Origin of the sequence: Methylomonas sp. 11b (genome assembly GCF_000515215.1) — a bacterium.
GTDB lineage: Bacteria > Pseudomonadota > Gammaproteobacteria > Methylococcales > Methylomonadaceae > Methylomonas.
Window position 1 is genome coordinate 2,965,453 of record NZ_KI911557.1, and the last position, 20,693, is coordinate 2,986,145.

Consider the following 20,693-nt stretch of genomic DNA (forward strand, 5'->3'; position numbering starts at 1 on the left):
AATGGAGACATGGAGCATGACATTGACAATCAAACGCCTCGCCACGGCCATTGCGCTGATCTCGGCGCAAGCCTACGCCGAGGACGGCAAACACCATTTCGATATACCGGCCCAGTCCTTGGCGGGTGCATTGCAACAGCTATCCGCACAATCGGGGGCGGCGATGTTGTATGCGGAGCAATCCGCCGCCGGCAAAACCAGTCCGGCGCTGCAAGGCGACTACACGATAGAGGACGCGGTCCGCAAACTGTTGAGCGGTAGCGGCTTGACTTATAGTATTGGCGCGGATGGTACTGTGACGTTGAAACCAGCACCCTCCGGCAGCGATGCGACAACGTTAGGCGCTGTGTTAGTCAAAGGCACGCGTGACCCGAGCGATCCTTACAACAAGGATTACGCAGTCGCCAACGCTGTGACCGGCACCAAAACCGATACGCCTTTGTTCGACACCCCCATTTCCGTGCAAGTGCTACCCAAAGCCATCATCGACGACCAGCAAGCCATCGGGCTGGAAAATGCCCTGAAAAACGTCAGCGGCGTTGCCAAGGGCTGGGGGTTTGGTAACGATAAAGATGAGAATCTCTATATTCGTGGCTTCACCAATACCAATAATATTTATCGTGACGGTGTATTAACACCCAATACGCCCATTTCACTGGCTAATGCCGAGCGTATTGAGGTGTTGAAAGGGCCTTCGGCCATGCTCTACGGTCGTGCCCAACCCGGAGGTCTAGTCAATATCGTGACTAAACGACCGCGAACAGATGCATATTATTCGCTACAACAGCAATTTGGTTCCTTCGATACTTACCGCACCTTGCTAGATGCCACCAATAAAATCACCGAAGACGGTGCATTGGCCTATCGTCTGAATTACGAACATTTGGACGGCGCGACATTCAGGGATAACCATCCGGTCACTCGTGACTTTGTGGCGCCGAGCCTGACTTGGAATATTAGCGACAAAACCCGACTGGATCTGGATTTTATGTATCAGAACATCAAAGATGTCGCCGATTCCGGCATCCCTTACAGCTTGCAGCAGTCCGGGGCGATTCCCGGCAAAATTCCATTGCATTTTTCCGGCAACGAACCGACCGACTTTGCAGACAAAGAGGCTTATACCGGCGGCTTAACCCTGACCCACGAGTTTAATCAAGACTGGAAAGTACGGGCAAAATACTCGACGCATCACCAAACTTTTTTAACCGCGCAGACTTCCTCGAATGAAAACGTCGATCTTCTGGGTAATTTGGCTAGAGGTTTTATCAAGACCAGCGACGATTTTCAAAATCAATATGGCACCGTGGACATAACCGGTCATTTCGAGACGGGACCGTTGAAACATGCTGTTTTGCTGGGTGCGGATTACTACCATTCCAAAAACAGAAATCTGTTTAGCGCTTATACGACCGCTCCCAATATCAATGTTTTCAACCCACAATACGGATTTACCGAGCTGCTGGACCTGCCGCTAGGAGGACAGAACGATACCGTCAATGAGTGGTATGGCATTTACATTCAGGACCAAATCTCGTTGTGGAATCAATGGCATTTATTGCTGGGCGGGCGGTTCGATAATGCCATGCACAGCAATTACGATGCGCAAGGCGTTTCCACCAATCACACAGACGACGACAATTTTAGTCCCCGCATAGGTTTGTTGTACCAACCCGTACCGTGGGTAGGTGCTTACGTTAATTACGTTAATGGTTTCAACGCCTTCAATGCAGGACGGCCTATCGACGGTTCCGCCTTCGCCCCGGAAAAATCCAAGGAAATGGAGTTTGGCTTGAAAGGCGAATGGTTGGATGGACAACTGCGCGCCAATCTGGCTTTCTTCGAATTAACCAAAACCAATATTAAATCGCAACTACCGGCCCCTAACAACAGCTTTTACGCCACAATCGGCGCGGCACGCAGTCGAGGCATCGAGTTCGACTTGCAAGGGCAGTTGACCGATTACTGGAACATCATTGGCACTTATACCTACATAGGCGCAGTCGTCACCAGCGGCAACGAGTCGCCGTTCAGCGGCGTGGGCAAAGCAGGCAATCGCCTAGAGAATATCCCCAGAAATACCGCCAGTTTATGGTCCACCTATGATTTTTCAGGTCTGGGGGCACAGGGCTTCAGTGCCGGCGCAGGCGTTTACGTGGTTGACAAGCGCTCGGGGGATGTCGATAACAGCTTCGAAATACCCGGCTATACCCGCGTCGATACGATGCTGAAGTACCAGCACAAAGCCGGACCTTCCCGTATAACCTGGCAATTCAACATAGAAAATCTTTTGAATAAGGAATACATCGCATCCAGCAATGGTTACGGTAATTTTATTTACCAAACCATGCCCGGTGCACCACGGACTTTCTTGGGCTCGGTTAAGGTGGAGTTTTAGTCACGTAGGTCGGGTTACGCGCTATCGCGTTAACCCGACCTACGTTTCATCATTCCCACGCCGACGACGGATTAAACCTTATCTTGCCTGAATTCATTCATATCGCGATTATCGACCCGGTCGTAAATGTCTTCGACGTTTAAGGTCAAACCGATGGATTCGATACTTACTGCATCGCCCAAAAAATAATATTCCGATAACCAACGCTTGTTCCGGTGCAGCACCTGCACCGGAACGATGTCCTGCTCGATCAACACGTACTCCTGCAAGGACGGTAGATTGATGTAGCGTAGTAGTTTGGTGGTGGTGTCGGTTTTGCGGGTGGAGCGGGACAGCACCTCCACTCGGCTGAAGCTTATACGTAATCAGGTAGGTTTTTATCACGCCGCACTCAGCAATCGGTACTGAAATCGGTAATTCGGGCAGGGCTATGTGATTTGGCGTATCTAAAAGCGATTTTGCGTGATTTGCCGCACCGGATTTCGCAAAAACTACCGTCGTCCTACCATAAGTCGCACCTTTACGGCTAATTCAAACAATTGTTTTAAAAGATGTAATCGCATTTAAAACCTATAGATCAAATTGGATTCGACCGGATGGAATGCTTTTTGCGCGGTGTTCCGTTCTGCCTACGCAGCCAAACCGGAATAGGTCCGGCAGGGGTTTATGCCCCAGACCGTTACTTCTTTTGTCATCGAGACTTGTTAGTGCCTACATCCAAACCCTCGCTGTTTGATCGGCTGTTTCAGCGGCATAGCCATGAGCTCCGGGTCTTTGCCGGCCTGCGCGGCGGCAATGAGTTGGCCGAGGATTTGGTGCAGGAAGCGTATTTGCGCTTGATGCAACATCCCGAGCCGGAGTCGATCGACAATGCCAGGGCCTTTCTATACCGCACGATTGCCAATCTCAGCGTCGATCAACACCGCCGTCAGAGTGTTCGGGAGCGTTTTCATGTGGAAGCCGGTGACGACCAGACACTGCATGACATAACGGCCGCCGAGCCGCTGCCCGAGGATCAATTGGCCTCCGAACAGGAACTGCAATCCTTGAATCGGATTTTATTGGAACTGCCGGAGACTACCCGCAACGCCTTCGTGCTGTACCGACTGGAAGGGCTGTCACATAAGGAAATCGGTCGTCGGCTGGGAATTTCCGAACGCAATTCCGTAAGACTAGTCGGCTTCGCCGCGCAGCATGTGCTGCTGCGTTTCGACTATACGGATGACTAAGCCCGTGGCTGGCGGGTTTTTTTCATTGTTTCTGAAGCCGGATTTTAAATGTCGGGCGGCTAAAGGATAGAATGCCTGTGCTTAGCGCAACCCATCGCCCCCTGTTTAACATGCCCAAAACCGAAGCTTCGCCCGATCTGCAACAGCAAGCCATAGAGTGGATTCTGCGACTGGATTCGGCTGCCTGCACGCCTGCGGAGCGCCAGGCCTTTCAGGAATGGCTGGCGCAAGGCGAGGACCGGCAACGTATTTACCGGCAATTGGCCGACAAATGGCGCAAGCTGGATCGTTTCAAGGGCGGGGATTTTCCGGTGCGCCGGCAAGCCTTAATTTACCGCCCGCCGCGCAAGCTTCTACGCCGTTTTACCGAACTGGCACTGGCCGCTTGTTTGTTGCTGGGTTTGGGCGTGGGTACTTTCTCTGAACAGGGCTGGTACGGTCATCGCAGCCACTATGAGACCGAACGCGGCGGCCGCCAGACCGTGCAACTGGCCGACGGCTCGCGCCTGGAGCTGAGTGGCGATACCGAGTTGAATCTGCGGGTCAACCGTTGGCGGCGCTCGGTCGAACTGATCAAGGGCGAGGCATTTTTTAGCGTGGCTCACAATCCGCAACAACCCTTCGAGGTCAAAGCCGGCAATGGCACCATTGTCGATATCGGCACGCAATTCGACGTAAAGGTGCAAAACCAGCAGGTAGCCGTCGCGGTGCTGGAAGGCGTTGTTAAAGTAGAAACCAACGGCAGCCGGGAACTCAAGGCCAACCAAGTACTCAGCTACGATCCACAAGGCAATTTTCAGGACAGTCCAGGCAATCCGACCAACCTCACTGCCTGGCTGCGCGGTCAACTGGTGTTCGAAAACCGGCGGTTGGACGAAGTGCTAAGCGAACTGGAACGCTTTCACGACACGCGCTTGACTTTGGCCGACCCAAGCCTGGCCAAGCTAAAGGTCAGCGGTACCTTCCATATCGGTAACCTTGATGGCGCGCTGAATGTGATCGCGATGACCCTGCCGGTCAATATTCAACATCCCGCGCCGGGGCAGGCGCTATTGATCAGACGCTGAGCCTCGTTAGGCCCCGTTCTTCTTCCCGAATAAATTTTGGCGTCTTTTTCGGCTTGGTGCGTTTCATTCTGAAAACCCACGCAAAAGGAGAAGATGGATGAAGTGTTTAACCCAATCGCTATTGTTCGGCGCCTTGTTGGCCTCAGCCTGCGAAGTGCGGGCAACCGAAACCACCTATAGCTTTGACATCCCGGCCCAGGAATTGGCGGCGGCGTTGCCAAAACTGGCGGCGCAATCCGGCGTACAAATTTTTTACGCTCACGATAGCGTGACCGGCCGCAGCGGACCGGCGTTACGAGGCACGATGACGCTAAACGAGGCTCTGAGCAGGCTGTTATCCGCCAGCGGCCTGAGCTTTGCGATTGCCGACGACGGTTCGGTATCGATCAGAGCGGGCAACAAGGACGCAACGATGCTGCAACCGGTGAACGTTATCGGTCAGACGGTTTACGATGCCACCGATCCCTACAATACCGATTACAACCGCCCCAACGCCACGACCGCCACCAAGACCGATACGCCGATCATGCAAACGCCGGTTTCGATACAAGTCGTGCCGAAGGCGGTGCTGGCGGACAAACAGGCGATGACGCTGCCCGACGCCGTGAACGGTCATGTCAGTGGTGTATTAGGCCGCACCGGCGGCGGCTATCTGTACGATAACTTCATCATTCGTGGTTTGGCGGGCTCCGGTTTTGGCGATGCCTACCGCAACGGCTTGTATAACCGCCAGGACATTTATGATATTGCCAACATCGAGCAGATTGAAGTGCTCAAAGGCCCGGCGGCGGTGCTGTACGGTCGGATCGAGCCCGGCGGTTTGGTGAATTACGTAACTAAGAAACCGTTGGCTACCCCCTATTATTCGTTGCAACAGCAGTTCGGTTCTTACGACCAATATCGCACCTTGATTGATGCCACTGGGCCGCTTGACGATAACAAGACGCTATTGTATCGGCTGAATGGCTCATACACGGACAATCAATCGTTCCGAGAATTTGTTGGTAACGAGCGGTTTTTTGTCGCACCGGTGGTCACTTGGCGACCGAACGAAAAATTTGAGACCAATCTTGAGCTGGAATACAAGCATGACCGCTTCAATTCCGATTACGGTATTCCGGCCATTGGCGGGCGTCCGGCGGCCATTCCAGTCACCCGCACACTGAAGGATGGCGCGCAGCGCATGTTAGTGGAAAGTGCGCTGGTCGGCTTCGACTGGACCTATCGTTTCAACGACGACTGGAAATTAACCCAACGCTATCTGTTTAAGGACTGGTCGCTGACAGGGCCAACGCTCTTCAACTATGGCGGCTTGCAGGCCAATAACCGCTTATTGAATCGTTCCACCCAAATCGCCGGGCAAGACGTGATGACTCACTCCGGCAATATCGATTTGAACGGGAAATTCGAACTCCTGGGCAGCCGGCACGATTTGTTAATCGGTGTGGATGGGTTTCATGCGATAACAGAGTCAGCGGCAAGAAGCGGTCCGGCAGCGGCTATCGACATATTCAATCCGGTGTATGGCCAAGTCGATTTTGCGGCGCTGACAACTGACAATGCTTTTTTCTATCGCAAAGAATCCTGGGTGGGCGCCTATGTTCAGGATCAGATTACGTTCTTCGAAAGACTACATCTGTTGCTGGGCGGCCGCTACGATAACGTCACAACCGGTTCGCACTTTTCGCCCACATCGCTGACCGCGGCTCAAGCCGGGCGGGTCGCGCTTGAAGATAATGCCTTCAGTCCCAGAGCCGGTTTGTTATACCAAATTCAAGACTGGCTATCGATTTACGGAAGTTACACAAAATCGTTCTCCGCCAATAACGGCGTAAGCGCCAGCAATCAGCGCTTTGAACCGCAGATCGGCAAACAATACGAAATAGGACTAAAAATGGAGTCGCAAGATAAACGCTTTTCGTCGACGCTGGCGTTTTTCGAATTGACCAAAAGCAATCTGCTCACTGACGACCCAACCCAAGCCGACCCGAATTTCCAGATACTCGCGGGAAAAATCAGAAGTAAAGGTATCGAGTTGGACTTGGCTGGACAAATTACCGATCAACTCCATCTATTAGCGACCTACGCTTACACTCAAGCCAATTACATCGAAGATTTCGACGGCTTGCAGGGCAATCGCCTGGAGAATGTGCCCCGGCACCAGGGCAGCCTCTGGGGCACCTGGCAGTTCAACGATGCCTTTAAAGCGAGTTTGGGTGTGGTTACCGTCGGCAGACGGTCCGGCGACGCCAACAATACCTTCGTCCTGCCGGGTTATGCGCGACTGGATGCGATGGCGGCGTATACGCATCGCATCGGTCAACACAGACTGACCGCCCAGCTAAATATCAACAATCTTTTAGATAAGGAGTATTACGCAAATTCGGACGGCGGTAGCCTTGGCGCCATCCCCGGTTACCCAATCAATGTAATGGGTTCGTTGAAATATGAATTCTAAAAGGCGAGCCGCGTAGACTAGATTAGGTGCCCGCGTAACCCAACACGCCGGCTTCGATTTGTCGGGTTACGCTTTAAGGAGCTAACCCGACCTAAATTTCGTCATTCCCACTCCGACTATGGATTCAAAAGTCACCGCATCGCTCAAAAAACATCATCGCCTGCCGTTTTCCTGCAATCCACGGATATATCGCCACAACCATAATCCTTACCTATCCGCACTTTGACCTGGGCCATCAAGGCATACTTTTTTGCGCAATTAGCCACTGACATTCAAAAAACCAAGCGCATGGGTAGCATCTCCGACGCCCTGAAGCCCTGTCGCTGGTAAAAGTGCTGCGCCTGCAGATTATCGGCGTCGGTCAACAAGCTAAGTCGACGGCAACCATTTTGCCGGGCAAACTCCACTGCGTGCTCCAACAACCGGCTACCAACGCCCAGGCCGCGAACATCGCTTGACACGACCATGTCTTCCAGCCAGGCCACCCGTTCGCCCAGCGCGGTGGAGACTGTGTAAAGCAGATTAACCATGCCGACAATTTGGCTGTCACGGCGCACGACAAAGATATGGCCAATGTTCGGGTCGGTAATGATGCGCGTCAATCCCCGACTCTGAGCCTCATAATCAGGCTGAAATTCTGCTTCTTGACTGAATAGTTCGCTCAAAAGATGGCAAAGCGCCGGGATGTCGGCAGGACTGGCCAGGATTATTTCCACTTCTATCTCCCGTATCCGACCAAGGGTTTAAAGCGCACTGTTCGGCACATTGGTAAAGAGTCGTTCCGCATAGCTCAAACCACTTGGCAACTTAGTCCTTAACTGCTTCAACCTGGATGAGTACCTTGACCTCATCCCCCACCGCCGGCACATATTTGTCGATGCCAAACTCAGAGCGTTTTATCGTGCCAACCGCATCGGCGCCGCAGGTATTTTTCAATCTGATGATATTCATCCCACAGTAAAAGTGTTCGACATTCAGGTGTACGGGCTTGCTGATGCCGTGCAAGGTCAAGATGCCGTCCGCTCCGACCAGTTTCTCGCCTTGAAAACTGAGCTTGTCGGATTTGAAGCTCATCACCGGATATTGCGCACTGTCAAAAAACTCCTTGCCACGCAAATGCTCTTCCAACTCCGCCAAACCGGTACTGATAGACGCGGTGTTGACGCTGATGTCTATGCTGCCTTTACCCGCCGCGGCATCCAATGTCACTTTGCCGCTGGTTTCGTTAAACCGACCGCGTTGCGTGGAAAAACCCAAATGGCTGATTTCGAAGCTGGGAAAGGTGTGATGGCTATCGATGGTATAACTATCGGCGGCCAGCACGCTAAAACTTAACAGACAGGCGGCGGTTGCGGTACTTAGTTTTCTAATCATGATCATCTCCTTTGTGGGTTAAAACACCAGTGGCACTGCATTATTGCAGAGACTTTGTGATAATAGATCAGCTTTAACTCCATCACTCTGGCCATTTGCCGCTCTCATGCAACGAATCTATTACTATTACGCGGCCTTGATCGGCTTTTTCGGCCTGTTTTTGTTAATGATGGCTTGGCACACGCTATTGTTCCCATCCAACCAGTTACCAACCGCATTGCTATTGTTAATCTCAGTCGGACCTCTATTGCTGCCATTTAAAGGTTTATTGAACCGCGACCTGAAAAGCTGTACTTGGATGACTTATTTAAGCCTGCCGTATTTTGCGCATGGCGTCGCCGAAGCTTATGTCAGTCAAATCGAACGACCGTATGCGCTGCTGGAAGTGTTTTTCAGCCTGCTGCTGTGCTTCGGCGCCGGCCTGTATGTCTACACAGCGGAAAAAGCCTGAGCATAATCGGCATGCAAGTCCCGTTACAATTCGAGTTTCAGAACGATCAGACCTTTGCCAGTTTTTTTCCAGGCGATAACGCCGAAATCGTCACTCAGTTGCAGGCCTTGGCCACAAACGGCCAGGAGCAACAGATTTTTGTTTGGGGCGATGCCGGTAGCGGTAAGAGCCATTTATTACAGGCCTGTTGTCAGCAAGCCAAGCTGGCGGGGAAAGATCCGTTTTATCTGGCTTTTAACGCTGACAAACTGCCGTCACCGACCTTGCTGGAAGGCTTGGAAGACCTGGAGTTGGTCTGTTTCGACAATATTCAATTGCTTGCCGACCATAGTGATTGGGAGCACGCGCTATTCGCGTTTTACAACACCCATCGGCAAAACAACCATAAACTGCTGCTGGCCGCCGATTGCCCGCCGAAGTTTTTAAGCTTTGCCTTGCCCGACTTAAAAACCCGGATGGCCTGGGGGCTGACCTTAAAAATTCAGCCCTTGCGCGATGATCAGTTAATCGAGGCGCTGACGTATAAAGCCCATTTTCTGGGCTTTGACATTCCGCCGGCAGTTGGGCGGTTTTTGTTGAATCATTACGTTCACGATTTGGCGGCGCTATGGTTGCTCCTGGAAAAAATCGACCGCGCCACCTTGGCCGCGCAACGCAAATTAACCATTCCGTTTTTAAAGCAAATTCTGGCTGACGAAACATGAACAGCAAAGTATTGATTGTTGGCGCCGGTGCCATCGGCGGGTTTTATGGCGGCCTGCTAGCTAAGGCTGGTGCCGATGTCTCGGTGGTGTGCCGCTCCGATTATCACGTGGTCAAGCAGCAGGGTTACCATATCGAAAGCCATGCGTTGGGCTGTTGGCATTTTATGCCTAACCAGGTATTGCTCGATGTAGCCGATTACCAAGGCCGAGCCGACTATGTGATCTTATGCACTAAGGTAACCGCCGACATTGATCGGGTGGCGCTGATTCGCGATGCAGTAACGCCGCACACGGCGATTGTGCTGATCCAAAACGGCGTCGAGATTGAACCAGAGCTGCAACAAGCTTTCCCGGATAATCTGTTAATCAGCGGCTTGGCGTTTATCTGCTGTAATCGACTGGCCCCCGGTGAGATTAGCCATTTGGCTTACGGCAAACTGATCCTGGGCAATCTGTCGGAGACTGATGAGCCGAAAACGCAGTATTTGCGCGACTTGTTCCTGCGGGCCGGCATCGAATGTCTGGTTAGTGAAGATATTGTCGCCAGCCGCTGGCAAAAGTGCGTCTGGAATGCGCCGTTCAATCCGCTATCGGTGCTGTCCGGTGGATTGGCAACTCAGGCGATATTGCAGAATCAGGAGAATTTTGTGCGCCGGGTCATGCAGGAAGTCTGTAGTATTGCCGACGCTTGCGGCCATCCGCTACCGGCCAATATTGTCGAAAATCACATTGCCCTGACACGCGATATGCCGCCCTACAAAACCAGCATGCTGCTGGATTTTGAACGTGGACATACCATGGAAACCGAGGCCATTCTCGGTAACGCGGTGCGCGCCGCCCAGCGGCAAGGTGTAGACTGCCCCTGCCTACAATCGCTTTATGTATTGATGCAACTCCGGGAGCTGCAAATCCGTTCCAATAGCCTTCTTAACTAATTCACACAATTGACATTCTGCTTTTTGTTATTTTTCGGTTAGAATGTGAAGATTTTCATTGACCTTGTCTTTGAAGAAGCCGTGTGAATTTCGCCTCAGACCCTTGCAAAGCGAAGACCGGCCGCATATTTCGCTAGACTAGCAGCTATGTGATCCACAACCAACCGTGGCAATGGTGCTGGGGTTTAAAAGTTTTTATGTCCATTTTTAGAGTATAACCATGACTGATCTATCGCTTTACAGAAACATCGGCATCTTCGCTCACGTCGATGCCGGTAAAACCACTACCACCGAGCGGATTTTGAAGCTGACCGGAAAAATCCACAAAATCGGCGAAGTGCACGATGGCGCGGCGACTACAGACTTCATGGTGCAGGAGCAAGAACGCGGCATCACCATTCAATCGGCTGCGACCACCTGTTTTTGGCCGGGCAGCACCAACCAATTTCAACCGCACCGTTTCAATATCATCGACACCCCTGGGCACGTTGACTTTACTATCGAAGTTTATCGTTCCTTGAAAGTGTTGGACGGCGGCGTCGGTGTATTCTGCGGTTCCGGCGGCGTTGAGCCACAATCCGAAACCAACTGGCGTTATGCGAACGACTCCAAAGTCTCTCGCGTCATCTACGTCAACAAACTGGACAGATTGGGCGCGGACTTCTATCGCGTCGTTAAACAGGTCGAACAAGTATTGGGCGCGAAACCGGTTGTAATGACCCTGCCTATCGGCGAAGAAGAAAACTTTGTCGGCGTGGTCGATTTGCTGACCCGTAAAGCCTGGGTGTGGGATAACTCCGGTGACCCATTGAAATACGAAATTCAAGACGTCCCTGCTGATATGGCAGAGCAAGTCGAAGAATGGCGCGCGAAATTGATCGACCAAGTGGCTGATCAAGACGACGACATCATGGAAAAATATCTGGAAGGCGAAGAGCCAACCATCGAAGAAATCAAACGTTGCATCCGTAAAGGTACCATCGCGATGGATTTCTTCCCGACTTTCTGCGGTTCGTCTTTCAAAAACAAAGGCGTGCAATTGGTACTGGACGGCGTGATCGAGTATTTGCCGAACCCAACCGAAGTTAATCCACAGCCTGAAACCGACCTGGAAGGCGTGCCAACCGGCGAGCACGCGATCGTCGATGCCGACCGCCCATTGCGCGCACTGGTGTTCAAAATCATGGACGACCGTTTCGGCGCCTTGAACTTTGTCCGTATCTACTCCGGCCGCATCAAAAAAGGCGACACCCTGCTGAACACCTTTACCGGTAAAACCGAGCGTATCGGCCGTATGGTGGAAATGCACGCCGACGACCGCAACGAGATCGAAACCGCGCAAGCCGGTGACATCGTGGCCTTGATCGGTTTGAAAAACGTACAAACCGGTCATACCTTGTGCGACCCAGACCAACCGGCCACTCTGGAACCGATGGTATTCCCAGATCCCGTCATCTCGATTGCCATTTCGCCAAAAGACAAAGGCAGCAACGAGAAAATGGGCATCGCGATCGGCAAAATGGTGCAGGAAGACCCGTCTTTCCGCGTCGAAACCGACCAAGAAAGCGGCGAAACCATCATCAAAGGCATGGGCGAGTTGCATCTTGACATCAAAGTCGACATTTTGCGCCGTACCCACGGTGTGGACGTCAACGTTGGCAAACCACAGGTGGCTTACCGCGAAACCATTACTCAACGTATCGAAGACAGCTACACCCACAAAAAACAATCGGGCGGTTCAGGTCAATACGCGAAAATCGATTACGTCATCGAGCCAGGCGAGCCAGGCAGCGGTTTTGTTTTCGAATCGCAAGTTACCGGCGGTAACGTACCTCGCGAATACTGGCCTGCTGTTGAAAAAGGCTTTAAAGCCAGTATCGACAAAGGTGTGTTGGCAGGCTTCCCTTGCTTGGATTTCAAAGTCATTCTGACCGACGGCGGCTTCCACGCAGTTGACTCCTCGTCCATCGCTTTCGAAATCGCTGCTCGCGCCGCGTATCGTCAATCGATCCCAAAAGGTAATCCGCAATTGCTGGAACCGATCATGAAAGTTGACGTATTCACCCCGGATGCGCACGTCGGTGACGTGATCGGCGACTTGAACCGTCGTCGCGGCATGATCAAATCGCAAGATGCAGGCATTACCGGTGTACGTATCAAAGCCGATGTGCCACTGAGCGACATGTTCGGTTACATTGGCGATTTGCGTACCATGACCTCAGGTCGCGGCCAGTTCTCCATGGAGTTCTCGCACTACACCGCCTGCCCTCGTAACGTCGCGGAAGAAGTGATCAAAGAAGTTAAGGAACGCAACAAAGACAAATAAGCATCATAGGGGCTGACCTTGTCGGCCCTTACCCTGCTTAGTTTTGCCGATCAGCCACCTGCCGCGTTAAGCGGCAGGTGCATTTTTACCATACAGTATCCGCTATGCACGGACACTTGTTCATTTACCTAACCTTGGAAGAACAATATGGCTTTTGTAATCACCGAAAACTGCATCAAATGCAAATTTACCGACTGTGTTGACGTATGCCCCGTCGATTGCTTTCATGAAGGTCCCAATTTTCTGGTTATAGACCCCGACGAATGTATCGATTGCACCTTGTGCGAACCTGAATGCCCAGCCAACGCCATCCACGCCGAAGACGAGCTACCGGAAGGTCAAGAGCACTTCGCAGCACTGAACGCGGAACTGGCCAAACAATGGCCTATCATTACGGAAGTGAAAGACTCTTTGCCGGACGCCGACGAGTGGAACGGCAAACCCGGCAAACTTGCGTTGTTGGAAAAGTAAGAACTGTCATTATTTAATGCAATACCGAACCTACTGCCCTTCCTAACCGGAAGGGCAGTAGGTTCAACCCATCGTTAAAGCATCCGCTTAATAACTAGATTTCACCCTTCTCGACCACTGGCATAATCCAGTAATGGATACCGGAGCCGGCAAATTCGGACTTCAATTTTTCCAGCAAGGCGGAAATAGCCATTTTCTCGGCGTAAATCTGAAAGCGCGCGGTTTGCTGATCGGCATCGTCGGCTTCGGTGAGAAATTTGGTGATTTTGTGCTCGCCGGTATCACTATTGAGCAGCTCTTCCTCAAAACTGATCAGGCACTCCATCATCGGCCCCTCCATGACAGGTGGCACGATAAATGATATGGAGAACTGTTGATGATGCACGGTTCGGAAAAAATCATCTTCACTGTTAAAACGATCAGACGCATTTTTGATTACTTGTAGATACTTACCGCGCCTGCGATCACCCTTGCGCTTTTCGATAATATCGGCAGACACAGGCGTCTGATTTTGGCGAGGGTCGTTGTACCAGCTACGATGGTAATAAGGCCTAACCACCACCATTCTGCCGTTAAACCGGCGATTTTTTAAACCTTTAACAACTCTTTGCACGGAAAGCTCGGAATCCAGCGTTACCACACCGTGATATTCGATAGTACCTATGCGGGTATCCTGTAAGGCCAGAATCTCCACATCGACTATACGGCCGGATTTTCTGAATAAGCCACTTTTCAAAGCAGGGGCCACAAACTCGGAAATTTCAGTATGCCTGGTATTAGCAGGAATGCGTCGCAAAAAGATGTTCATAGGGCTATGTGTGGCAAGAAAAATAGCTCATTCAAAAATGTTTAACTGCTGTTTGTCCGAACTGTAGCATCCCCAGTCGTTTTCTGCATGCTTTATGCTTAGATGATGCCTTGTTCGATAGCCGGCACCAGCCAATAATGAAGTCCGGAACCGTTAAAATCCGCCTTTAGCTTAGTCAATAATGCGGAAATGTTTTGTCTTTCCACATACATTTGAAAACGAATTTTGCGTTGATGTCCCGCGACCTGCTCTGCCAGCGACAAACCCTGCCGATTGTGATCGTGAACATTGGCCGGAAAACTGGTAAAACCCTGAGACCATTCCAATGACAGCAAACAATCGACCAACGCCTCTTCCAGGCTGGGCGGCACATTCACAGTCAGTAAAAATGCTTCGTGACTCATCTGCAATGCTCCGGATGGCGGCCGAATAGTTGATAGAGTATCGGCAACAGGATTAGGGTTAATAATGTCGAAGACAATAGACCGCCGGTGACCACAATAGCCAATGGCCGTTGAATTTCCGAACCGGGACCGGAGGCAAACAGTAATGGAATCAAGCCGAAGGCAGCGATGCTGGCCGTCATCAGAACCGGCCGCAACCGCCGCCCGGAACCGATAATCACCACCCGCGACAGTTCCATACCGGTCGCGCACAGCTGATTAAAATAACTGACCATCACCACCCCGTTTAATACCGCGATACCGAGCAGGGCGATGAAGCCTACCGAAGCCGGCACCGACAGATATTCGCCTGACATCCACAAGGCAAACACCCCTCCTATCATGGCCAGTGGGATATTGGACAACACCAGCACCGCCTGCCGCACCGAGCCGAAGGTGGAAAACAGCAACAGAAATATCAAACCTAACGATAATGGAATCACCAGAGACAGACGCGCGGAAGCGCGTTGTTGATTTTCAAACTGCCCGCCGAACGCCACATGGAAACCGCCCGGCAATTTGACGCGCTCGGCCACCGCCTTGCGCGCCTCGTCGACAAAACCGACCAAGTCGCGGCCCTCAACATTACAGCGGATCACCACGAAGCGCTGGCCTTTTTCCCGATCTATAGACACCACCCCTTCTACCGCTTGAATTTTCGCGACTGCGGTAATCGGCACATGGTCGCCATTCGGCAAACTGATTTGTAAATTATCGAAGTTGGCGGTGTTACTGTCGCCGCGCAGAAGCAGAGGTGTGCGCTTCACCCCCTCTTGGACAATACCCAGTTGTACACCTTCAATCTGCGCGCGCAACATATCTTCTATGCTATTACTATCCAAACCGAAACGGCCGGCAGCTTCTCGATCAATACTCAACTGCAGAAACTGCATGCCTTCATTTTTACGGGTAAACACGTCACTGGCACCGGGTATGGTCTTCAGCACGGCTTCGATTTGCTCCGCTTTATGATTCAAAGTATCCAGATCGGCGCCGAATAATTTGATCGCCACGTCACCGCGGGTCCCAGTCAACATTTCCGAAACCCGCATTTCGATGGGCTGAGTGAAACCGAAAGCAATGCCCGGCGTATGGTCCATAATCTTCCGGATTTCCTCGATCAGCTCTTCCTTGGTTTCCATGCGCCATTCCGCTTCGGGCTTCAGAATCAGAAAAGTGTCGGTATCGTTCAAACTCATCGGGTCCAAACCCAACTCGTCGGTACCGACTCTGGACACCACAGTCTGTACTTCCGGGATATGCTCGAGGATGTTTTTCTGCACGCGGCCATCCAAGGCCACCGAATCCAGCAAGGTAATGGACGGCAATTTCTCCAACTGCACGATGATGTCGCCCTCGTCCATCGTCGGCATGAAGGTACTGCCGATTTGGGTGAATACCAATACGCTCGCCGCCAACATGGCGCCGGCGCCGATAAAAACTTTTGTGCTGTTAGCCAGACACCAGACCAGAACTGGCTGATACCACTGCAACAGTTTGCGCGGCAACCAGGGTTCTTCATGGGATACCTGTTTCAGCAACAGCGACGCCAGCACCGGAATAACGGTTAATGACAATATCAAGGAACCGCTTAAGGCAAATACGATAGTCATTGCCACCGGCCCGAACAGCTTGCCTTCCAGCCCCTGCAAGGTCAACAGCGGTAAGAATACGATGATGATGATCAAGATGCCCGATGTCACCGGCACCGCTACTTCGCGGGTAGCCCGATAAATCAGATGCAGGCGCGGCAACCTTTCGGCCTTTTGATGATCGGCCAGCTGAGTAATCACGTTCTCCACAACTACCACAGCACCATCCACCAACATCCCGATAGCGATAGCCAAACCGCCCAGGCTCATCAGGTTAGCCGACATACCGAACGCGTGCATCAGGATGAAGGTCACCAGCGCCGCCAATGGCAAGGCCAATGCGACAGTCAGGGCCGCGCGTAAATCGCCTAAAAACAGAATCAGCAGCACCACTACCAAAACGATGGCTTCCAACAACGCCTTGGAAACGGTGTTTACTGCCTTGCCAACCAATACACCACGGTTATAGAACACATTCAGATGCACGCCTTCAGGCAAACTTGGTTGTAATTCCGCCAACTTGCTTTCCAGTTGCTCGATAGTCTGCCGAGCATTGGCGCCGCGTAAACTGAGCACGACCGCTGTCACGGCTTCGCCGTTACCGTCCTTGCTGACCGCGCCATAACGAGTCAATGCGCCGATTCTTACCTCGGCAATATCGTCCACTCGCGTCGGCAAGCCCTCGTGTTGCGCCACCACAATGGCCTTCACATCCTGCTCGTTCTTGATACGGCCTTCGGCGCGCACTATCAGCGCTTCCTCGCCTTCGCTCAGCCGACCGGCACCGTCGTTGCGATTATTGTTTTGCAAAGCCGCTCTTAATTGCTGGGTATCGATATTTCGAGACGCCATGCGAATATTGTCGGGCACCACTTCAAAGCTGCGCACCAGCCCGCCCAGCGCATTCACATCCGCCACGCCGCTTACGGTACGCAGAGCAGGGCGGATGGTCCAATCCAGTAACTCTCGCCGCTGCATCAGAGTTAAATCGCCGCCTTCTATGGCGAACATAAACATCTCTCCTAGTGGCGTGGTCATCGGCGCGATGCCGCCTTGTACGCCCTCCGGCAAATTGCCCCACAAGGCGTTCAACCGTTCCGCGACTTGTTGCCTGGCCCAATAAATATCAGTGCCTTCTTCAAAGTCCAGCGTAATATCGGTAATGGCATATTTAGCCAACGAGCGCAGCATGGTTTGATGCGGAATGCCCAGCAACTCAACTTCAATCGGCGCGGTAATCCGAGCTTCCACTTCTTCCGGCGTCATGCCATTGGCTTTGACGATGATCTTGACCTGCGTAGGCGACACCTCGGGAAAGGCATCGATGGGAATATGCTTGACCGCATAATAACCGCCGCCCACCAGCAACAGTACGCCGAGTAAAATCAACAGCCGCTGGGTCAACGCAAAGCGAATTAACCCAGCCATTATTCGCCGCCTCCCAAACCTAACCAATTGGCTTTCAAGGCCACCGCGCCTTTTATGGCGATTTGCTCGTTGCCGGACAAAGGTCCGCTGATCAAGGAATTGGCGTCCTGCTTACCGGTAACCGTCACTTCGGTCACGGCAAATCCGTCTTGATTGCGCACAAATACATAAGCGCGCCCTTCGTTCTGCGCAATGGCGGTATTAGGTACAAGGAAGCCGGTCTCTAAGCTGTTTTGCATGATCTGCGCATTGACGTTCTGTCCCACGCGTAAACCCTCGGCTTTGCCGTCAATCACCGCCCTGGCCAATACCGTTTGGTTATCGCGATCGACACTTTGACCCAGCAAGCTAATTTTGGCAGTGATCTCGCTGCCTTTCAGACACACCGAATCGCCGAGCCGAATCCCGCTCAAGCGCTCCTGCGGAATATTGATTTCCAGCCACAGCTCAGACAAATCGGCAATCCGATACAGCGGCGCCTGCATATCCAAGCGGGCACCCAAATTGGTCAGACGCTCCAACACCACCCCGTCGATGGGCGCCCGAATAGTCAAACGATTGTCCAGCTTGTGGTTTTGACCCAAACTTTTAATCTCGGCGGCCGACATGCCGGCCAACAGTAACAACTGCCGGGCCTCATCGGCCTTGGCCGATTTGCTGCTGTACAGCATTTGGGTTTCCTGCCAGCGCCGCTGCGCAATCACACCTTCCTGCAATAATTTTTGATCGCGGCTGCGCTCTTGGCCGGATAAATTCAGTTCGCTAGCAGCGGTTAAAAATGCTTGTTGTAACCCGACAAGTTCCGGGCTGTTCAACTGTGCCAACAGTTGGCCTTTGTGTACCTTGTCGCCAATATTGACCGGCAATTGGGTAACCAAACCGGGCTGGCTGCTACTGATCAACACCTCCCGATCTGCCGGCACCACCACTTTGCCCGGCGCGTAAAACAACGGAATCTGTTGGCTAGCGGTAAGCTGCGCAACTTTTATATCCAAATTGTCGATCTGCTGCTGAGTAATTTTGATCTGCGTATCTTGAGCAAACACGCTTAACGCCTGCGTCAATAACAGGCCGAAGATTAACCGCCTCATGGCTGTATGCCTACCGCTTGATTATAGAAAGCGATGTTGCGCTGTAATTTAACCTCCTGCAATTTGGCATTGCGAATCGCTTCCAGACTGCGAGCCTGGATTTTTAAGAGATCCAACAGGTTGATTTCGCCGGCCGAGAAGCTGACTTCGGTCATTTTCAGATGGGTTTCGGCGATTTGTTTCAACTCGTTGGCTATTGCCAGCTCCGCCCGCGTCACTTCCAGAGCATGCTCGGCTTCGTGCAGATTTTTCTCCAACTGCCGGTAAAGATGTTCGCGTTGCGCCTTGGCATTGTTCAGCTCCAGATTCACCTTCGCGATTTCCGGCGCGTTATAGGCCTCTCCGCCGAATAGCATCACCACGCCGACGCCGACACTCTCGATGTCTTGCCCGCTGCGGCCATCCCGTTGGCTTTTCGCGCCTACACTGAGCTTGGGTTGATTGATAGGATCGGTGGATTTGGTCCATTCAATTTCTGCTTGTTTGCGGTCAATGATGGCATTGATAGCTTCCAACATCGGGTGGTTGCTGGTCACGGAGGTAATATCGCTGAGTTTTTCCTGATAATTGCCCGGCACCCGCGACAAAGTAGTCAAGCTGGCATAGGCTTTACGGCTATGCATTACCTCCGCCTCAGCTTGGGTTACCAACGCCCGGTTTTGCAGATATTCACCCTTGGCCAGCAACAAATCCGCGCGCGGCAAATCGCCCAGTTCCACCCGGCGTTCGACTTTCTTCATCAATTGCTCGGAAATCGACAAAGCATTTTGCGCCTGTTGCAAACCGATATTGGCGATTTCCATATTCCACAAGGCATCTCTGATCAAGCGTGTGACTTCCAGCTTAACCGCCGCCGATTGCTTTTGCGCGGAAACGCCGGCCCGCTCCGCCACGGCCTGGCCGGCATCGCGCTGCCCCCATTTCCAGGTAGTGATTTCGACTTGGGCCGAGGCCTCACGTGAACCCAGGTCGTCGGCAATTCGGTCATCCATGTAATTTAAACCAACAGCCGTGGAGCCGGCCACCCAAGCATCGCTGCGTTCGGCCAAGGCGTTGGCTTCCTGGGTCAAGGCTTCGCCAACCAATCGATCCGGGTATTTCTCCAAGGTTATTTCGACTAATTGCGACAAGCTGAGCGATTGATCGGTTTCGATAGGATCCATGTGCTCGACAATCAAATTTTCCGAAAACATTTCGCCGCGAGTCGCCGCCAAGCTCTCTCCGACAGGATTTATTTCGGCAAGGCAAGGCGCCGTAACCAGCAGTAAAACAGGTAAACCGCATTTCAGATAACGGTATCCATTCATGGAGCACTCCAAAGCAATAATTGAATAGGGCTGAGCAGCCAAAGGCCTAATGGGCTTTTGACCATTTTTAGAACGAGGGGCTGTTACGTGTTAAATAAGCGTACTTCAACAACGAAGCCAACCCCTTTCAGAGCGGCGGCGCGCGGGATGGATTGTGACTAAGTACGGGGTCTGGCGCGAACAGCGGTATAAGCGGAGAAAAATTAACGACTTGGATTTGCCGCGTAACCGCCAAATCGGCAACCACGCTGACCAGCAGGTAGAAAACCGGCTCCAGCCTGTCCAGCCATTGCTGCTGTTTGATCGCGGAGCCCAGATTGACAATACTATTTTGAATTTGCAGGTCGTGCTCGACAGCCATCAAGGCGGGGTCGCCATCATGGTCGATATGTAGCGACTCGAATTCGTGCAAATGCAGGCCGCCCTGCATGGCATCTCTACCGACATGGGCATGCACCAGCGGCGCTGCCACTTGCAAAAGCAGCAAAAACATAACTAGAAATTGACGCAAATATGCAACCATTTATGTTTTCAGAATGTCTGTTGGATGTCGTTAATCAGTAGACGGCGGTTGTATAGGACCATACGAAAGGCTATTCTACTTGAATTAC

18 protein-coding genes are annotated in these 20,693 nt (G+C 52.2%); 9 read left to right on the forward strand and 9 right to left on the reverse strand.

The window, feature by feature from the left end; genetic code table 11:
* Positions 1–16: 16 nt before the first annotated feature.
* Positions 17–2,398 carry a TonB-dependent siderophore receptor gene (locus METH11B_RS0114235; RefSeq protein WP_026602592.1) on the forward strand — a complete coding sequence of 794 codons (2,382 nt, stop codon included), beginning with the start codon at positions 17–19 and terminating at the stop codon, positions 2,396–2,398.
* A 71-nt stretch (positions 2,399–2,469) separates the two neighbouring features.
* On the opposite strand, the gene METH11B_RS0114240 is transcribed toward METH11B_RS0114235, so the two are convergent.
* The gene (locus METH11B_RS0114240) at positions 2,470–2,736 is read right to left on the reverse strand and encodes a hypothetical protein (RefSeq protein WP_026602593.1); all 267 of its coding nucleotides are present in this window, start codon (positions 2,734–2,736) and stop codon (positions 2,470–2,472) included.
* Between the two features lie 369 nt (positions 2,737–3,105).
* On the opposite strand from METH11B_RS0114240, the gene METH11B_RS0114245 reads away from it, so the two are divergent.
* The 3 genes from METH11B_RS0114245 (at position 3,106) to METH11B_RS0114255 (ending at position 7,152) form a co-directional block, all read left to right on the forward strand.
* Positions 3,106–3,627, forward strand: a complete 522-nt coding sequence (locus METH11B_RS0114245) for an RNA polymerase sigma factor (protein WP_026602594.1) — start codon at positions 3,106–3,108, stop codon at positions 3,625–3,627.
* 77 nt (positions 3,628–3,704) lie between these two features.
* Positions 3,705–4,694 (forward strand): FecR family protein, encoded by a 990-nt coding sequence (locus METH11B_RS0114250; protein WP_197026962.1) that lies wholly within the window; start codon positions 3,705–3,707, stop codon positions 4,692–4,694.
* A gap of 97 nt (positions 4,695–4,791) precedes the next feature.
* Positions 4,792–7,152, forward strand: a complete 2,361-nt coding sequence (locus METH11B_RS0114255) for a TonB-dependent siderophore receptor (RefSeq protein ID WP_026602596.1) — start codon at positions 4,792–4,794, stop codon at positions 7,150–7,152.
* A gap of 272 nt (positions 7,153–7,424) precedes the next feature.
* On the opposite strand, the gene METH11B_RS0114265 is transcribed toward METH11B_RS0114255, so the two are convergent.
* Both METH11B_RS0114265 and METH11B_RS0114270 read right to left on the reverse strand, forming a co-directional pair.
* The gene (locus METH11B_RS0114265; RefSeq protein ID WP_331280432.1) at positions 7,425–7,883 is read right to left on the reverse strand and encodes a GNAT family N-acetyltransferase; all 459 of its coding nucleotides are present in this window, start codon (positions 7,881–7,883) and stop codon (positions 7,425–7,427) included.
* Positions 7,884–7,959: 76 nt separating this feature from the next.
* Positions 7,960–8,526, reverse strand: a complete 567-nt coding sequence (locus tag METH11B_RS0114270; RefSeq protein WP_026602598.1) for a YceI family protein — start codon at positions 8,524–8,526, stop codon at positions 7,960–7,962.
* 106 nt (positions 8,527–8,632) lie between these two features.
* Between METH11B_RS0114270 and METH11B_RS0114275 the strand changes: the two genes are divergently transcribed.
* The 5 genes from METH11B_RS0114275 (at position 8,633) to fdxA (ending at position 13,413) form a co-directional block, all read left to right on the forward strand.
* Positions 8,633–8,977, forward strand: a complete 345-nt coding sequence (locus METH11B_RS0114275) for a DUF2069 domain-containing protein (protein WP_026602599.1) — start codon at positions 8,633–8,635, stop codon at positions 8,975–8,977.
* An 11-nt stretch (positions 8,978–8,988) separates the two neighbouring features.
* Positions 8,989–9,681, forward strand: a complete 693-nt coding sequence (gene hda, locus METH11B_RS0114280; protein ID WP_026602600.1) for a DnaA regulatory inactivator Hda — start codon at positions 8,989–8,991, stop codon at positions 9,679–9,681.
* Positions 9,678–10,616 (forward strand): ketopantoate reductase family protein, encoded by a 939-nt coding sequence (locus tag METH11B_RS0114285; RefSeq protein ID WP_026602601.1) that lies wholly within the window; start codon positions 9,678–9,680, stop codon positions 10,614–10,616. Before hda ends, METH11B_RS0114285 begins: the two co-directional genes overlap by 4 nt.
* A gap of 220 nt (positions 10,617–10,836) precedes the next feature.
* Positions 10,837–12,942, forward strand: coding sequence for an elongation factor G (gene fusA, locus METH11B_RS0114290; RefSeq protein ID WP_020484240.1), 2,106 nt, complete (start codon positions 10,837–10,839; stop codon positions 12,940–12,942).
* A gap of 147 nt (positions 12,943–13,089) precedes the next feature.
* Positions 13,090–13,413, forward strand: coding sequence for a ferredoxin FdxA (gene fdxA / locus METH11B_RS0114295; protein WP_020484239.1), 324 nt, complete (start codon positions 13,090–13,092; stop codon positions 13,411–13,413).
* 94 nt (positions 13,414–13,507) lie between these two features.
* Here the strand turns inward: fdxA and METH11B_RS0114300 are convergent, their stop codons facing one another.
* The 6 genes from METH11B_RS0114300 to METH11B_RS27880 all read right to left on the reverse strand — a co-directional run bounded on the left by METH11B_RS0114300 (position 13,508) and on the right by METH11B_RS27880 (position 20,605).
* Positions 13,508–14,221, reverse strand: coding sequence for a DUF3240 family protein (locus tag METH11B_RS0114300; protein WP_020484238.1), 714 nt, complete (start codon positions 14,219–14,221; stop codon positions 13,508–13,510).
* Positions 14,222–14,319: 98 nt separating this feature from the next.
* Positions 14,320–14,625, reverse strand: a complete 306-nt coding sequence (locus METH11B_RS0114305; RefSeq protein WP_026602602.1) for a DUF3240 family protein — start codon at positions 14,623–14,625, stop codon at positions 14,320–14,322.
* Positions 14,622–17,684: an efflux RND transporter permease subunit gene (locus METH11B_RS0114310; RefSeq protein ID WP_026602603.1), complete on the reverse strand. Its 3,063-nt coding sequence runs from the start codon at positions 17,682–17,684 to the stop codon at positions 14,622–14,624. The genes METH11B_RS0114305 and METH11B_RS0114310 overlap by 4 nt, the downstream gene beginning before the upstream one ends.
* The gene (locus METH11B_RS0114315) at positions 17,684–18,775 is read right to left on the reverse strand and encodes an efflux RND transporter periplasmic adaptor subunit (protein WP_026602604.1); all 1,092 of its coding nucleotides are present in this window, start codon (positions 18,773–18,775) and stop codon (positions 17,684–17,686) included. Before METH11B_RS0114315 ends, METH11B_RS0114310 begins: the two co-directional genes overlap by 1 nt.
* Entirely contained in the window at positions 18,772–20,082 is a 1,311-nt protein-coding gene (locus tag METH11B_RS0114320; protein ID WP_026602605.1) for a TolC family protein, read from the reverse strand. The genes METH11B_RS0114315 and METH11B_RS0114320 overlap by 4 nt, the downstream gene beginning before the upstream one ends.
* 127 nt (positions 20,083–20,209) lie before the next feature.
* Positions 20,210–20,605, reverse strand: coding sequence for a hypothetical protein (locus tag METH11B_RS27880; RefSeq protein ID WP_026602606.1), 396 nt, complete (start codon positions 20,603–20,605; stop codon positions 20,210–20,212).
* Between the last annotated feature and the right edge of the window lie 88 nt (positions 20,606–20,693).

Bases quoted from the DNA above. Each gene is read 5' to 3' on its own strand.
- METH11B_RS0114235 (WP_026602592.1), top strand. From the start codon at position 17: ATGACATTGACAATCAAACGCCTCGCCACGGCCATTGCGCTGATCTCG.
- METH11B_RS0114255 (WP_026602596.1), top strand. From the start codon at position 4,792: ATGAAGTGTTTAACCCAATCGCTATTGTTCGGCGCCTTGTTGGCCTCA.
- METH11B_RS0114270 (WP_026602598.1), bottom strand. From the start codon at position 8,526: ATGATTAGAAAACTAAGTACCGCAACCGCCGCCTGTCTGTTAAGTTTT.
- METH11B_RS0114275 (WP_026602599.1), top strand. From the start codon at position 8,633: ATGCAACGAATCTATTACTATTACGCGGCCTTGATCGGCTTTTTCGGC.
- hda (WP_026602600.1), top strand. From the start codon at position 8,989: ATGCAAGTCCCGTTACAATTCGAGTTTCAGAACGATCAGACCTTTGCC.
- METH11B_RS0114285 (WP_026602601.1), top strand. From the start codon at position 9,678: ATGAACAGCAAAGTATTGATTGTTGGCGCCGGTGCCATCGGCGGGTTT.
- fusA (WP_020484240.1), top strand. From the start codon at position 10,837: ATGACTGATCTATCGCTTTACAGAAACATCGGCATCTTCGCTCACGTC.
- fdxA (WP_020484239.1), top strand. From the start codon at position 13,090: ATGGCTTTTGTAATCACCGAAAACTGCATCAAATGCAAATTTACCGAC.
- METH11B_RS0114300 (WP_020484238.1), bottom strand. From the start codon at position 14,221: ATGAACATCTTTTTGCGACGCATTCCTGCTAATACCAGGCATACTGAA.
- METH11B_RS0114305 (WP_026602602.1), bottom strand. From the start codon at position 14,625: ATGAGTCACGAAGCATTTTTACTGACTGTGAATGTGCCGCCCAGCCTG.
- METH11B_RS0114310 (WP_026602603.1), bottom strand. From the start codon at position 17,684: ATGGCTGGGTTAATTCGCTTTGCGTTGACCCAGCGGCTGTTGATTTTA.
- METH11B_RS0114315 (WP_026602604.1), bottom strand. From the start codon at position 18,775: ATGAGGCGGTTAATCTTCGGCCTGTTATTGACGCAGGCGTTAAGCGTG.
- METH11B_RS0114320 (WP_026602605.1), bottom strand. From the start codon at position 20,082: ATGAATGGATACCGTTATCTGAAATGCGGTTTACCTGTTTTACTGCTG.
- METH11B_RS27880 (WP_026602606.1), bottom strand. From the start codon at position 20,605: ATGGTTGCATATTTGCGTCAATTTCTAGTTATGTTTTTGCTGCTTTTG.